The sequence below is a fragment of the Streptomyces sp. NPDC055013 genome (assembly GCF_053608645.1).
Genome location: NZ_JBSGVW010000042.1, coordinates 36,505 through 49,776, shown reverse-complemented (window position 1 = coordinate 49,776; position 13,272 = coordinate 36,505). Strand labels below are relative to the sequence as shown.

Below are 13,272 nucleotides of genomic sequence, written 5' to 3'. Positions count from 1 at the left end.
GCGGGACTGTGGGGGCTTGTCGCGCAGTTCCCCGCGCCCCTCAAGCGGCGTTTGTGCGGACCTTACTCAGCATGCGCCGTACGGCCAGTGCATGGGCGCCGGTGCCGATGACGAGGCGTCGGTAGGCGTCACCCGCCGTGCCCGGGAAGCTCGCCCGCGTCTCGGCCCGTAGACGCGTATGGCCCTGGTCCGTCTTGTCCAAGTGGAAGATCAGGGCGTACGACGAGAAGGCATGGCGGCCGACCAGGGCCAGTTCGTGGCCGGGGACGGCGATGGCCACCCGGAAGCCGCGCTTGCCGTTCATCAAGGCGCCCAGCTCTCGCCAAACTGCTGCCGTGTCCGCCTCGACCATCGTCGTGTGCTCGTCGACGAACGGCAGGGCGGGAATGTCGGTCGCGTCCATACGGGCAGTCTCGCCCGCTTGCCGACGCTGTGGCCTCCTTCGTCAGGCGGACCTGCATAGCCGCACGGCGGAGTGTCAGTCGGCCGTCTTCCTCGCCAGCGCGTTGTTGTCGATCGAGTTGTGCACGCTGAAGCTCACCGCGTCCGAGCGGTAGCGGTCGTCCGACCATTCGACCGGGCGGCCCTCGCGGGTCGTCGTCACGCGGCGCACCCGGAGCAGGGGGCTCGTGCGGCGGATGCCCAGCAACTCGGCATCCTGGGCGCCGGCTGACACCGCGTCGATGACGTGCTCCCCGTAGGCGAAGACCAACCCCGTGTCGTCGTACAGGCGTTGCGTGACTGAGGGGCAGTCGGGCTCTATGGCCTCGACGGCCGGGGAGATCCAGTCGGCGTAGACCGTGCGCTCCAGCAGGACCGGTTCGCCGTCCAGGCCGCGCACCCGCAGGACGTGCAACACCGGGGTGCCGGAGGGCAGTTGAAGGCGCACGGCGTCCTCCTTCGTCGCCGGGCGGTACTCCTGGACGACCACGTGGCCGGTCGCCTCCCGGCCCATCGCATGCGCCCACTGGGCGAAGCTGCGCAGTTCGGCGAAGCTCTGGCTGCGGCGGCTGGCCAGGACCACGCGACGGGCGCCCTGGCGTGAGCCGATGAGCCCCTCGGCGGTCAGCGCGGCGACGGCCTGCCGGATCGTGCCGCGGGAGACGCCGTACCGGGACGCGAGGTCCGTCTCGGCGGGCAGCAGGCTGCCGACCGTGTACTCCTCGTGGTCGATCGCGCGGCGCAGCTCGTCGGCGATCTCCTCGTGTCGCGCCGTCATGCTTCCCCTCTGAGTCGGTTGCTGTGCACAGAGTGACCAGCGTAAACGAGATCCGGCGGTGCTCCGTGCCGGCCGGGACTGTGCACGAAGCATGGGGTCAGGGTTTCACCGGCGTTCACTCTCGGGACATCGGGACCGGGCGTACTGAGGCCAACTTGTTCAGACAAGTTGGCCCCGTGGGGCCTCCTCCACCCTCGCGCGTCCCCTGGAGAAACCGTGTCCGTTTCCCTGCCGAGAACGGCTGCCCGCAGCGGCGCCCTCGCCGTCGCCGCCGCGCTCGCCCTCAGCGCCTGCGGCGCCGCTCCCGACAACGCGTCCACCTCCACCGACGGCAGGAGCGCCGCCACCGCCACCTCCGCCGAGGAGTTCGGCGGCATCGACAAGCTGGTCGAGGCGGCCAAGAAGGAGGGCACGCTGCATGCCATCGCGCTGCCCCGCGACTGGGCCAACTACGGCGCCCTCATCGACGGCTTCCAGAAGAAGTACGGCATCAAGGTCGAGGTGGAGAACCCCGACGGCTCCAGCCAGGACGAGATCAACGCCGTGACGTCCCGCAAGGGGCAGGACCGCGCCCCCGACGTGCTCGACCTCGGCAGCTCCTTCGCGATCAGCGCCGCCCAGCAGGGGCTGCTCGCGCCGTACAAGGTGGAGGCCTTCGCCGACATCCCCGAGGGCCAGAAGGACGCGCAGGCCCGCTGGTTCAACGACTACGGCGGCTACATCTCCATCGGCTGCGACGCGAAGCGCGTCAAGGAGTGCCCGAAGACCTTCGCCGACCTGCTGAAGCCGCAGTACAAGGGCCAGGTCGCCCTCAACGGCAATCCCACCAAGTCCGGCTCGGCCTTCGGCGGCGTGTACGCGGCGGCGCTCGCGAACGGCGGCTCCTTCGACGACATCCAGCCCGGCCTGGACTTCTTCGCCAAGCTGAAGAAGAACGGCAACTACACGCCCGTCGAGTCGACCCCGGCCACCGTCGAGAAGGGCGAGACGCCCATCAGCATCGACTGGGACTACCTCAACGCCGGCTACGCCGAGGAGTTCGAGTCCAAGGGCGTCGACTGGCAGGTGTCGGTGCCGAGCGACGGCCAGTTCTCGCAGTACTACTCCCAGGCGATCAACAAGGACGCCCCGCACCCCGCGACCGCCCGCCTGTGGCAGGAGTACCTCTACAGCGCCGAGGGCCAGAACCTGTGGCTGAAGGGCTACGCCCGACCGGCCCTGATGACCGCCATGGAGAAGGCCGGCACCCTCGACAAGACGGCCGCGGCCAAGCTGCCCGAGGTCTCCGGCACGCCCTCCTTCCCGACCGAGGCCCAGCAGAACAAGGCCAAGACGGTCCTCGGCCAGGGCTGGGCGAAGGCCGTCTCCGGATGACGGCCACCCTCACCGGGGTCGACACGGCGCCCGCCGCTGCGCGCACGCGGCGGCGCCGTGCCCTCGGCGGCTCGCTCGCCGTAGTCCCGTTGCTCGTCTTCACCGCGCTCGCCTTCGGGCTGCCCGCCCTGGCCATGCTGAACGGCGCCTTCACTGTCAAGGACCCGGCCACGGGCGCGACTTCGTACAGCGCCGACAACCTGACGAACTCGCTCCAGGGCGCCTACCTCACGGCCCTGCTCGGCAGCGTCAAGCTGTCCGCCGTCTCCGCCGCGCTCGGCGCCCTGCTCGGGCTGCCGCTCGCCCAGGCCGTGGTGACCTCCCGCTTCCGTGCCCTGCGTGAGGCCGTGCTCACCGCGTCCGGGGTGCTCGCCAACTTCGGCGGCGTCCCACTGGCGTTCGCCTTCGTCGCCACGCTCGGCAACGCCGGTGTGCTGACCCGCCACCTGGGCCTCACGGACAAGGGCTGGGACCTCTACAGCTTCTGGGGCCTGGTCCTCGTCTACCTGTACTTCCTGATCCCGCTGATGGTCCTCACCATCACCCCGGCCCTGGACGGCCTGCGCTCCCAGTGGCGCGAGGCCGCGCAGAGCAACGGCGCCACCGCCGTGCAGTACTGGCGGCACGTGGCCCTGCCCGTGCTGCTGCCCACGCTCCTCGGCGGGTTCGTCCTGCTCTTCGGCAGCGCCTTCGCCGCGTACGCCACCGCCGCCGCGATGGTGGGCAGTTCCGTCCCGCTGGTCACCCTCCAGATCGCCGACGCCCTCTCCGGCAACGTCCTGGTCGGCCAGGAGAACGTGGCGCTCGCCCTCAGCCTCGACATGGTCCTGGTCGCCGGCCTGGTCATGGCGGTGTATCTGCCCCTGCAACGACGGAGCGCGCGATGGCTCGCCTGAACCTGTGGCGGTGGGGCGTGCTCGGCCTCGCCGGACTGTACTTCCTGGTGCCGCTCGCCGCGTCGGTGGTCTTCACGGTCGACGTGCCCGGACAGGGCCTCACCTTCGACGCCTACACCCAGATCTTCTCCACCGACGGCTTCACCTCCAGTCTGCTGCTCTCCATGGAGCTGTCCCTCGCCACCATCGCCGTCGTCCTGCTGCTGATGGTGCCCGCGATGGTCGCGCTGCGGCTCGGCGCGCCCCGGCTGCGGCCGGTCGTCGAGATCGTGTGCTCCCTGCCGCTGGTCGTGCCCCCGATCGCGTTCGTCGCCGGGATCGGGACGGTGCTGAAGTGGGGGCCCGAGCACCTGTCGCGGACCCCGCTGTTCCAGACGTTCGTCGCGATCCAGAACCCCGACTTCCCGTTCGTGCTCGTCCTCGCCTACGTCGTGATGGCGCTGCCGTTCGTGTACCGCGCCCTGGACGCCGGGCTGCGCGCCATCGACGTGCCCACCCTCGTGGAGGCCGCCCGCAGCTGCGGGGCGAGCCGGCCGCAGGCGCTGGTGCAGGCCGTCCTGCCCAACCTGCGCGGCGCCCTGCTCAACGCCTCCTTCCTCACCCTCGCCCTGGTCCTCGGCGAGTTCACCGTGGCCCAGCTGCTCGGCTTCCAGCCCTTCGCCGTGTGGATCGTGAACGTCAGCGGCTCGCAGGCCCAGCTGTCCGTCGCCGTGTCCGTGCTCAGCCTGCTCGTGACCTGGGTGCTGCTCCTCGTGCTCGCCGGCTTCGGCGGCCGTACCCGTACTACCTCCCGGGGATGAACCATGACCGTGCTTGACAAGACAGCGCCTGAAAGGGCAGCGGTGCAGGCCGCCACCGTCGAATTCCGGGGACTGCGCCGGGAGTTCGGCACCACCGTGGCCCTCGACGGGCTCGACCTGACCGTCCGGCCGGGTGAACTCCTCGCCCTGCTCGGCCCGTCCGGCTGCGGCAAGACCACCGCGCTGCGCATGCTCGCCGGATTCGAGCATCCCGACTCCGGCGAGGTGCTGGTGGACGGTGACGACGTCACCGGTATCCCCGCGCATCGCCGGGACGCCGGGATGGTCTTCCAGTCGTACAGCCTCTTCCCGCATCTGAGCGCCCTCGACAACGTGGCCTTCGGGCTGCGCATGCGCAAGGTGCGCACCGCCGAACGGCGTGCCCGGGCCACCGAGTTGCTGGAGCTGGTCGGCCTCGCCGACAAGGGCGAGCGGTACCCGCACCAGCTCTCCGGCGGCCAGCAGCAGCGCATCGCCCTGGCGCGGGCCCTCGCCCTGCGCCCGCGCGTCCTGCTGCTGGACGAGCCGTTGTCGGCGCTCGACGCCAAGGTGCGGCTGACGCTGCGCGAGGAGATCCGACGGCTCCAGCGGGAGCTGGGCATCACCACGCTGTTCGTCACCCACGACCAGGAGGAGGCCCTGTCCATGGCCGACCGGGTCGCGGTCATGCGCTCCGGACGCCTCGAACAGTGCGCCGCCCCGGCCGAGTTGTACGGCCGCCCCGCCACCGCCTTCGTCGCCGAGTTCGTCGGCACGATGAGCCGCATTCCGGGCCGGCTCGTCGAGGACGGTGTCGAGGTCCTGGGCCGGCGGCTGCCCGTCGACGGCGACGTGCCCCCGGTGTCCGACGTCGACGTGCTGGTACGGCCCGAAGCGGTCACGGTGCGCGCCGACGACACGGCCGACGCGCGCGTGGTCGCCACCGCGTTCCTCGGCGCCACCACCCGGCTGACCGTACGGCTCGCCAACGGCACCGAAGTCAAGGCCGACCTGCCCGCGCATGAGACGGCCGCCCTCGGCGCCGGTGCCGCGGTCGGTGTGTCGCTGCCGGAGCGACCGGTGCTGGTGGCCGAACGTAACCGCTGACTCCCGTACTACCTGTTGATCCCCCCCGCATGAAAGAGACAACCGTGACCCGACTCCCGCTCCAGGCCGCCTTGTTCGACATGGACGGCACGCTCGTCGACACCGAGCGGCTGTGGTGGGAGGCGGTGGAGCAGGTGGCCGGCCGGGCCCTGACCGAGGCGGACGAGCCTCAGGTGCTCGGGCGGGCCGTCGAACACACCGCCGACTGGCTGTCCGGTGTCACCGGCACCCCGGCGGACACGCTCGCCGAGGTGCTGCACCGGGAGTTCGCGGATCGCGTCCGCGCCGGCATCGTGCCCCGCCCGGGCGCGCTCGACCTGCTCGACGCGCTCGCCCACGAGGGCGTACTGACGGCTCTGGTGACCGCGTCCCCGAGAGCTGTCGCCGACACCGTCCTCGAAGCACTCGGCGCCGACCGCTTCGCCGTCTCCGTCACCGCTGACGACACCGACCGCACCAAGCCGGCCCCCGACCCCTACCTCGCCGCCTGCCGCCTCCTCGACGTCGACCCGGCGGCCTGCGTGGCCGTCGAGGACACGGAGACGGGCGTCGCCTCCGCCGAGGCCGCGGGCTGCACGGTGCTCGCGGTGCCCTCGCTCGCCCCGATCGACGCGGGGCCCGGCCGGACCGTCCTGGACGGCCTGACGGGCGTCACCCCCCAGCGGCTGCGCGACCTGCTGCCGCACCGGCTCCGCGTCATGAGCTGGAACCTCTGGTACGGCGGCAGCAAGGTCCATGACCACCGGGCCAAGCAGCTGAAGGTCATCGCCGAGACCGACGTGGACGTGGTCGGGCTCCAGGAGACGTACGGCACCGCCGCCGAAGAACTCGCCGAGGCACTCGGCTGGTGCCACCACCGCGCCGGGGAGAACCTCGGGATCATCAGCCGGTACCCCGTCACGGCCCCCCTCGGCGACCCCGACCCGGGGTTCTACGGGGCCGCCGGGGTTCGTGTCCGCGTGGGAGGCGAGGAGGTCGACGTCTGGACGGCCCACCTGGACTACACGCCGTACGGGCCGTACGAGTCCGCCTTCGACGGGCTGGACGCGGCCGAGTTGATCGCCCACGAGCAGGTGCGGCTCGCGCAGATGCGGGACACCCTGCACCGGATCGAGGAGACGGCCGACCCCGCCGGGCCCGTCGTCCTCGTCGGCGACTTCAACAGCCCTTCCCACCTGGACCGGCCCGACGTGGAATGGCCGGTGACGAAGGCGGCCGAGGAGGCGGGGCTGCGGGACTCCTACCGCGAGGCGCATCCCGACCCGATCGCCCACCCCGGGCACACCTGGTCGCCGATCCACGCCCTGCACGAGGACGGCAGTGGACGCCCGGAGCCACAGGACCGGATCGACTTCGTGCTGCACCGGGGGCTGCGCGTGCTCGACTCCCGGACCTACGTCAGCGGCCACCCGCGCCCCTGGCCGGACGTCGAGCACAACGAGTGGCCCTCCGACCACGCGGCCGTGGTCACCACCTTCTCCCTGCGCGAGTGAGCCCGCACCGCCTACCATCGGTGTCATGACCTGGCGACATTGATCCACCAGCCGTGCCTCCCGAGGGCCACCTCGGCCGCCGTACCTCCGGCGTCCGAACTGTCCCTGCGGGAAGGCCTCATGACACTCTCACCTGCGCGTGTGCCCGCCGCCGGTGTCCGGCGGCTCACGACCACGCTGTACGGCTACTCGTTCCTGGACGACTTCGTCCTGCTCTACCCGGTGTACGCGCTGCTGTTCGCCGACACCGGCATGTCGCTCTGGCAGATCTCCTCCCTGTTCGCCCTGTGGTCGATCACCGGCGTGGTGCTGGAGGTCCCCTCCGGCGCCTGGGCCGACGCCGTCTCGCGGCGCCGGCTGCTGTGGATCGGCCCGCTGCTCACGGCCGTCGGATTCGGACTGTGGGTGGCCGTCCCGTCGTACTGGGCCTTCGCGGTCGGCTTCGTCCTGTGGGGCGCGGGCGGAGCGCTCGGCTCCGGTGCGCTGGAGGCGCTGGTGTACGACGAGCTGGACCACGTCGGCGCCGCCGACCGGTACGCCCGGGTCATGGGCAGGTCGCGGGCAGCGCGACTGCTGGGCACCGTCGCCTCCACCGGCCTCGCGGGGCCCGTCTTCGCCCAGGGCGGCTACCCGGCCGTCGGCGCCGCGAGCTTCCTGGCCTGTGTGCTGACCGCCCTCACCGCGACCCGGTTCCCGGAGCACCGGGTGCGATCGGAGACCGGGGGCGCCAGCTGGGCGACGACCCTGCGGACCGGACTCGCCCAGGTCCGCAGGGACCGTTCGGTGCGGGGTGCCCTGCTGCTGCTCCCGGCCGTGGCCGCGGTATGGGGCGCCCTCGACGAGTACACCCCGCTGCTGGTGCGGGAGATCGGCTTCGCCGAGGCGACCGTCCCCTACCTGATCATGCTGATCTGGGCGGGCGTCACCGTCGGCAGCCTCCTGGCCGGACCCGCCGAACGTCTCGGCACGAGGGGGCTCGCGGCGCTGCTCGCGGGCGCGGCACTCGCCCTGGCCGCCGGCGCCGGGGCCCGCTCTCTGGCCGGTATCGCGCTGGTGAGCCTCGCCTTTGCCGGGTTCCAGCTGGCGGAGGTGCTCGCCGACGTCCGCCTCCAGCACCGTATCGACGAGTCCCGACGGGCCACCCTCACCTCCGTGGCGAGCCTGGGCACGGAGCTCGCCACGGTCGCCACGTTCGGCGTGTACGCGCTGCTCGGCGCGGGCGCCGCGCACAGCACGGTCTTCGCGGTGCTCGCGGTTCCCTACCTGGTGACGGCGCTGGCGCTGGCTAGAAGTCGGGCTTCCACGGCACGACCGTGAAGTCGCCCGTCCCCTTCTTGACCTTCTCGAAGGGGGCGGAGCTCACGCACTTGGGCAGCTCCTTCGTCTCGACGGGGTTGCCCGTGGAGGCCCAGCTGTAGCCGAGCCGGTCGTGGCGGCCGACGTCGTGGACGGTGACGCCGACCCGCTTGCCCTCGGCGCCCGGCAGATCGGAGGAGGTGATGACCCCGGAGACGACGGCCACCTTCCCGCCGGTCAGCAGACAGTCGACCTTCGCCTTCGCCTTGGCGCCCTCGCCGTTCAGGTAGTGGCTGAACTCGAAGGTGCCGGTGGCCTTCGTCGGGTCGGCGTTGTCCTTCGCCGCCAGATGCGCGTCGAAGGTGAAGGTGATGTCGTCCCCGGCCGAGCGGTACAGCTTGGCCGTGCCGGTGAGCGCGGCGGCCTCGCGCTGCCGCGGCGCGTCGTCGGAGGCGGTGGCGGTGGCGGCCGAGGCCGCTCCGGCGCTGAGCAGGAGTGCGCAGCCGAGCACAACGATCTTCGTACGGCGGTTCATCGTGGTCCTTTCCGCAGGTCAAGCCAGGTCGAGTGGACGGTCTCCACTTTCCCGGCGCCGCGCCCGCGCCACATCGCGCCCGGGACGGCACCTCGTCTCCGCCGCCCGGCGGGGAAGACCGACGGGACCTGCGCTGCCAGGAGGACCGGGACTACGACCGGGGTCGCGCAACGAATCTCCGCCGACCCGCTGGAGCACGCAACAAACCGCTCACCGGCGCGCAACGGCTCCTTCTTGTCCGCCCTGGTCGGCCGCCCGTACCGTCTACGTGGCCCTACATGGCCCCCAACCCCCTTCCGCCCGGTGAGGACCACGCATGCGCACCGCCCTGCTCCAGAGCTCCGGCCGCCCCGGCTCGACCGTCGAGAACCTCAAGGTCCTCGACGAGGCCGCGGGCCGCGCCGCCGCCGCGGGCGCCGGGCTGCTGGTCACGCCGGAGATGTTCCTCACCGGGTACGCGATCGGCGACGACATCGCCCGCCTCGCCGAGCCCGACGACGGCGACTGCGCGGACGCGATCGCCGAGATCGCGACACAGCACGGCCTGGCGATCGCCTACGGCTACCCCGAGCGGGACGGCGACGCCGTCTTCAACTCCGCCCAGCTGATCTCCGCCGACGGCACCCGGCTCGCCGGCTACCGCAAGACCCACCTCTTCGGCTGCTTCGAGCGCGACCACTTCACGCCGGGCGACCGGCAGGTCGTCCAGGCCGAGATCGACGGCCTCCGCGTCGGCATCCTGATCTGCTACGACGTCGAGTTCCCGGAGAACGTCCGCGCGCACGCCCTCGCCGGCACCGACCTGCTGGTCGTGCCGACCGCGCAGATGCACCCGTTCCAGTTCGTCGCCGAATCGATGATCCCGGTGCGCGCCTTCGAGAACCAGATGTACGTCGCGTACGTCAACCGGGTCGGCCGGGAAGGGGAGTTCGAGTTCGTCGGCCTCTCCACCCTCGCCGGCCCCGACGGGGTCGCCCGTACCCGCGCCGGCCGCGGCGCGGAACTCGTCCTCGCCGACGTCGACCCCGCCTTCCTCGCCGCCTCGCGCGAGGCGAACCCGTATCTGACCGACCGCCGCCCCGGCCTCTACGGGTCGCTCGTCTGAACCTCCCCCGCTTCCCCTCGCAGTCGCAGTCGCAAGGAGTCCGTACCCCATGACGTCCACGGTGCCCAACGCCGTCCAGCACGCCGACGAGCAGCAGCCGCCGATCACCATGTTCGGCCCGGACTTCCCGTACGCCTACGACGACTTCCTCGCCCACCCGGCGGGGCTCGGCCAGATACCCGCGACCGAGCACGGCACCGAGGTCGCCGTCATCGGCGGCGGCCTGTCCGGCATCGTGGCCGCGTACGAGCTGATGAAGATGGGCCTCAAGCCCGTCGTGTACGAGGCCGACGAGATCGGCGGCCGGCTGCGCACCGTCGGCTTCGACGGGGCCGGCACCGAGGGGCTCACGGCGGAGATGGGCGCGATGCGCTTCCCGCCGTCCTCCACGGCGCTCCAGCACTACATCGACCTCGTGGGCCTGAAGACCACCCCCTTCCCGAACCCGCTCGCCGAGGCCACCCCGTCGACCGTTGTCGACCTCAAGGGCGAGTCGCACTACGCCGAGACGGTCGAGGACCTCCCGCAGGTCTACCGGGACGTCGCCACGGCCTGGAACAAATGCCTCGAAGGGGGCGCCGACTTCACCGACATGAACCGCGCGATGCGGGAGCGGGACGTGCCGCGCATCCGCGAGATCTGGGCGCAGCTCGTCGAGAAGTTCGACAATCAGACGTTCTACGGCTTCCTCTGCGACTCGGAGGCCTTCAAGTCCTTCCGGCACCGCGAGATCTTCGGCCAGGTCGGCTTCGGCACCGGCGGCTGGGACACCGACTTCCCGAACTCCATCCTGGAGATCCTGCGGGTCGTCTACACCGAGGCCGACGACCACCACCGCGGCATCGTCGGCGGCTCCCAGCAGCTGCCGCTGCGCATGTGGGAGCGCGAGCCGGAGAAGATCGTCCACTGGCCCTACGGGACCGCGCTCGCCACGCTCCACGACAACGCCACGCCCCGCCCGGCCGTGACCCGGCTGCACCGCACCGCCGGCAACCGGATCACCGTGACGGACGCGAACGGCGACATCCGTACGTATCAGGCGGCGATCTTCACCGCGCAGTCCTGGATGCTGCTGTCGAAGATCGACTGCGACGACTCGCTCTTCCCGATCGACCACTGGACCGCGATCGAGCGCACCCACTACATGGAGTCCTCGAAGCTCTTCGTGCCCGTGGACCGGCCGTTCTGGCTCGACAAGGACGAGGAGACGGGCCGGGACGTCATGTCGATGACGCTCACCGACCGGATGACGCGCGGGACCTACCTGCTCGACGACGGTCCGGACAAGCCCGCCGTCATCTGCCTCTCCTACACCTGGTGCGACGACAGCCTGAAGTGGCTGCCGCTGTCCGCGAGCGAGCGGATGGAGGTCATGCTGAAGTCGCTCGGCGAGATCTACCCGAAGGTCGACATCCGGAAGCACATCATCGGCAACCCGGTGACCGTCTCCTGGGAGAACGAGCCTTACTTCATGGGCGCGTTCAAGGCCAACCTGCCGGGCCACTACCGCTACCAGCGCCGCCTGTTCACGCACTTCATGCAGGACCGGCTGCCCGAGGACAAGCGGGGCATCTTCCTCGCCGGCGACGACATCTCCTGGACGGCCGGCTGGGCCGAGGGCGCGGTCCAGACCGCGCTGAACGCGGTCTGGGGTGTCATGCAGCACTTCGGCGGGGCGACCGACGGCTCCAACCCCGGGCCGGGCGACGTCTACGACGAGATCGCGCCGGTCGAGCTGCCGGAGGACTAGATCCCGGCGGCCCGCGCCTTGTCGAACACCTCCGCGGCGACGTCCTTGAGTTCCTGGGCGTCGCGCGGAGTGGTCTGCAGGTCGAGGAGGACCTCGTCCACGCCGACCTCGGCGTACTCCGCGAGGTCCGTCACGATCTGGTCGGCGCTGCCCTGGAAGGGCTGGCGGTCGGCGCCGTCGTAGGCCTTGGCCGAGTACGCGGCGTTCACCCGTGGCACGCGCTCGATCGGCAGCGTGCGGCCGCGTTCGGCGGCGATGTCCTGGATCTGCTGCCACGCTGCGGCGTACCCCTGCACGTCCATGGCGACCGGGATCCAGCCGTCGCCGTGGTCCACCACCCGTGTCAGGGCCTTCCCGCCTCCCGCGGCCACAAGGATCGGGATCGGCCGCACGGGCTTGGGGCCCACCACGGCCGCGTCGATCTTCGTGATCCGGCCCTCGTACGACACCGGGTCCGGGCCCCACACCGCCCGGCAGACGTCGATCACCTCGTCCATCACCCGGCCGCGCTCCTCGATCGGCCGCACCGACGCCGCGGCGAACTCGTCGGTCGACCAGCCCGTGCCCAGACCGGCGACCACGCGGCCACCGCTCGCCGCGTCCAGCGTGGCCAGGGCCTTGGCCAGCTGGAACGGTCCGTGCAGCGGCGCGACCACGATGCCCGTGCCCAACCGGACCCGTTCGGTGACCGCCGCGGCCAGCGTGAGCGTGACCAGCGGATGGGCCATCCCGCGGTAGTAGTCCGGCCAGGGCAGCCCCGGGACGCCGTACAGGCCCTGGGTCGGGGACTCGGGGACCAGCAGCCGCTCGTAGACCCACAGGCTGTCGTAGCCGATCTGCTCGGCCGCGCGCGCCACGTCCGTCACGTCCTTGGCGAGGTCGTACTGCCGGAGCTGGGGAAGACCGAGTCCGAGACGGATGGCCATGACGGGATACTCCTTCACGATCGGCGGCCCCCACCGGCCAACGTACTGCGAGCCCGGGGAACTGCCACTCGAGGACCGGTCAGTCCGGCAGTGGCGTGAGAAGCATGCGTCCCGCGAACCCCACCGCCGCGTCCAGCCGCTCGGTGAACTCCCCGGCGAGGTCCGGCAGCCGGCGCAGTGCCCACAGCGCCCGCGCCGCCGACCAGGTGGCGTCCCGGGCCCGCTCCAGGCTCCAGGAGCCGAGCAGATGGGTGAGCGGGTCGGCGATCTGGAGCAGGTCGGGACCCGGCATCAGCTCTTCGCGGATGCGCTCCTCCAGCGAGACGAGGAGATCACCCACCCGGTCGAACTCGTCCTCCAGCTCGGCGGGTTCGCAGCCGAGGCTACGACAGGTGTCCACCACGGCGAGCGCCAGATCGTGGCCGATGTGCGCATTGATGCCCGCGAGCGCGAACTGCAGCGGTCGTACGCCGGGATGCCTGCGCATCTGGAACAGCGGCCGCCAGCACGCGGGCGGGCGCCCCTCCTGCTCGGCCCTGTCCACCGCCGCGAGATACCGCTCCGCGAACCGCACGTCCAGCGTGATCGCGGCCCGCGCGTCGGTGAACCGACCGCCGTCGATGTGCCGGTCGACGGTCTCCGTGACGGCGAGGTAGACGCGGTTGAAGATCGCGACTCCGTCTCGTTCGGGCAGGGCCGCTTCCAGGGCGCGCATACGGGAGATGACCGCGTCCACGGGCGTGGTGAATTGTTCGCATTGCGCCATGGGGGCAGAGTCCCAGCTTTAGGCTG

Annotated in this window: 13 protein-coding genes; 8 read left to right on the top strand and 5 right to left on the bottom strand. The window is 71.4% G+C overall.

Features of this window, described 5'->3' with window-relative positions; genetic code table 11:
- Positions 1-40 precede the first annotated feature (40 nt).
- On the bottom strand, positions 41-403 hold the full coding sequence (locus tag ACWGDB_RS35885; protein ID WP_453826294.1) for a hypothetical protein: 363 nt from the start codon (positions 401-403) through the stop codon (positions 41-43).
- Between the two features lie 75 nt (positions 404-478).
- Positions 479-1,219: a GntR family transcriptional regulator gene (locus tag ACWGDB_RS35880; RefSeq protein WP_453826293.1), complete on the bottom strand. Its 741-nt coding sequence runs from the start codon at positions 1,217-1,219 to the stop codon at positions 479-481.
- Between the two features lie 216 nt (positions 1,220-1,435).
- Between ACWGDB_RS35880 and ACWGDB_RS35875 the strand changes: the two genes are divergently transcribed.
- The 6 genes from ACWGDB_RS35875 to ACWGDB_RS35850 all read left to right on the top strand — a co-directional run bounded on the left by ACWGDB_RS35875 (position 1,436) and on the right by ACWGDB_RS35850 (position 8,185).
- On the top strand, positions 1,436-2,593 hold the full coding sequence (locus tag ACWGDB_RS35875; RefSeq protein WP_453826292.1) for an ABC transporter substrate-binding protein: 1,158 nt from the start codon (positions 1,436-1,438) through the stop codon (positions 2,591-2,593).
- Positions 2,590-3,489 (top strand): ABC transporter permease, encoded by a 900-nt coding sequence (locus tag ACWGDB_RS35870; protein ID WP_453826291.1) that lies wholly within the window; start codon positions 2,590-2,592, stop codon positions 3,487-3,489. The genes ACWGDB_RS35875 and ACWGDB_RS35870 overlap by 4 nt, the downstream gene beginning before the upstream one ends.
- Positions 3,477-4,289, top strand: coding sequence for an ABC transporter permease (locus tag ACWGDB_RS35865; RefSeq protein WP_453826290.1), 813 nt, complete (start codon positions 3,477-3,479; stop codon positions 4,287-4,289). Before ACWGDB_RS35870 ends, ACWGDB_RS35865 begins: the two co-directional genes overlap by 13 nt.
- Before the next feature lie 3 nt (positions 4,290-4,292).
- Positions 4,293-5,375 (top strand): ABC transporter ATP-binding protein, encoded by a 1,083-nt coding sequence (locus ACWGDB_RS35860; protein ID WP_453826289.1) that lies wholly within the window; start codon positions 4,293-4,295, stop codon positions 5,373-5,375.
- 44 nt (positions 5,376-5,419) lie between these two features.
- Entirely contained in the window at positions 5,420-6,868 is a 1,449-nt protein-coding gene (locus ACWGDB_RS35855; RefSeq protein WP_453826288.1) for an HAD-IA family hydrolase, read from the top strand.
- Positions 6,869-6,988: 120 nt separating this feature from the next.
- The gene (locus ACWGDB_RS35850) at positions 6,989-8,185 is read left to right on the top strand and encodes an MFS transporter (protein WP_453826287.1); all 1,197 of its coding nucleotides are present in this window, start codon (positions 6,989-6,991) and stop codon (positions 8,183-8,185) included.
- Here the strand turns inward: ACWGDB_RS35850 and ACWGDB_RS35845 are convergent.
- On the bottom strand, positions 8,154-8,699 hold the full coding sequence (locus ACWGDB_RS35845) for a Repetin (protein WP_453826286.1): 546 nt from the start codon (positions 8,697-8,699) through the stop codon (positions 8,154-8,156). The two genes, ACWGDB_RS35850 and ACWGDB_RS35845, sit on opposite strands and share 32 nt — an antisense overlap.
- 316 nt (positions 8,700-9,015) lie before the next feature.
- Here ACWGDB_RS35845 and ACWGDB_RS35840 point away from each other — a divergent pair, with 316 nt between their 5' ends.
- Together ACWGDB_RS35840 and ACWGDB_RS35835 are read left to right on the top strand one after the other, a co-directional pair.
- Positions 9,016-9,804, top strand: a complete 789-nt coding sequence (locus tag ACWGDB_RS35840; RefSeq protein WP_453826285.1) for a carbon-nitrogen hydrolase family protein — start codon at positions 9,016-9,018, stop codon at positions 9,802-9,804.
- Positions 9,805-9,853: 49 nt separating this feature from the next.
- Complete coding sequence (locus ACWGDB_RS35835) at positions 9,854-11,554, top strand: flavin monoamine oxidase family protein (RefSeq protein WP_453826284.1); 1,701 nt, start codon at positions 9,854-9,856, stop codon at positions 11,552-11,554.
- Here ACWGDB_RS35835 and ACWGDB_RS35830 read toward each other — a convergent pair.
- Entirely contained in the window at positions 11,551-12,480 is a 930-nt protein-coding gene (locus ACWGDB_RS35830; RefSeq protein ID WP_453826283.1) for an LLM class F420-dependent oxidoreductase, read from the bottom strand. The two genes, ACWGDB_RS35835 and ACWGDB_RS35830, sit on opposite strands and share 4 nt — an antisense overlap.
- A 79-nt stretch (positions 12,481-12,559) precedes the next feature.
- Complete coding sequence (locus tag ACWGDB_RS35825) at positions 12,560-13,246, bottom strand: DUF5995 family protein (protein ID WP_453826282.1); 687 nt, start codon at positions 13,244-13,246, stop codon at positions 12,560-12,562.
- Positions 13,247-13,272 lie beyond the last annotated feature (26 nt).

Bases quoted from the DNA above. Each gene is read 5' to 3' on its own strand.
- ACWGDB_RS35885 (WP_453826294.1), bottom strand. From the start codon at position 403: ATGGACGCGACCGACATTCCCGCCCTGCCGTTCGTCGACGAGCACACG.
- ACWGDB_RS35880 (WP_453826293.1), bottom strand. From the start codon at position 1,219: ATGACGGCGCGACACGAGGAGATCGCCGACGAGCTGCGCCGCGCGATC.
- ACWGDB_RS35870 (WP_453826291.1), top strand. From the start codon at position 2,590: ATGACGGCCACCCTCACCGGGGTCGACACGGCGCCCGCCGCTGCGCGC.
- ACWGDB_RS35865 (WP_453826290.1), top strand. From the start codon at position 3,477: ATGGCTCGCCTGAACCTGTGGCGGTGGGGCGTGCTCGGCCTCGCCGGA.
- ACWGDB_RS35860 (WP_453826289.1), top strand. From the start codon at position 4,293: ATGACCGTGCTTGACAAGACAGCGCCTGAAAGGGCAGCGGTGCAGGCC.
- ACWGDB_RS35850 (WP_453826287.1), top strand. From the start codon at position 6,989: ATGACACTCTCACCTGCGCGTGTGCCCGCCGCCGGTGTCCGGCGGCTC.
- ACWGDB_RS35845 (WP_453826286.1), bottom strand. From the start codon at position 8,699: ATGAACCGCCGTACGAAGATCGTTGTGCTCGGCTGCGCACTCCTGCTC.
- ACWGDB_RS35840 (WP_453826285.1), top strand. From the start codon at position 9,016: ATGCGCACCGCCCTGCTCCAGAGCTCCGGCCGCCCCGGCTCGACCGTC.
- ACWGDB_RS35835 (WP_453826284.1), top strand. From the start codon at position 9,854: ATGACGTCCACGGTGCCCAACGCCGTCCAGCACGCCGACGAGCAGCAG.
- ACWGDB_RS35830 (WP_453826283.1), bottom strand. From the start codon at position 12,480: ATGGCCATCCGTCTCGGACTCGGTCTTCCCCAGCTCCGGCAGTACGAC.
- ACWGDB_RS35825 (WP_453826282.1), bottom strand. From the start codon at position 13,246: ATGGCGCAATGCGAACAATTCACCACGCCCGTGGACGCGGTCATCTCC.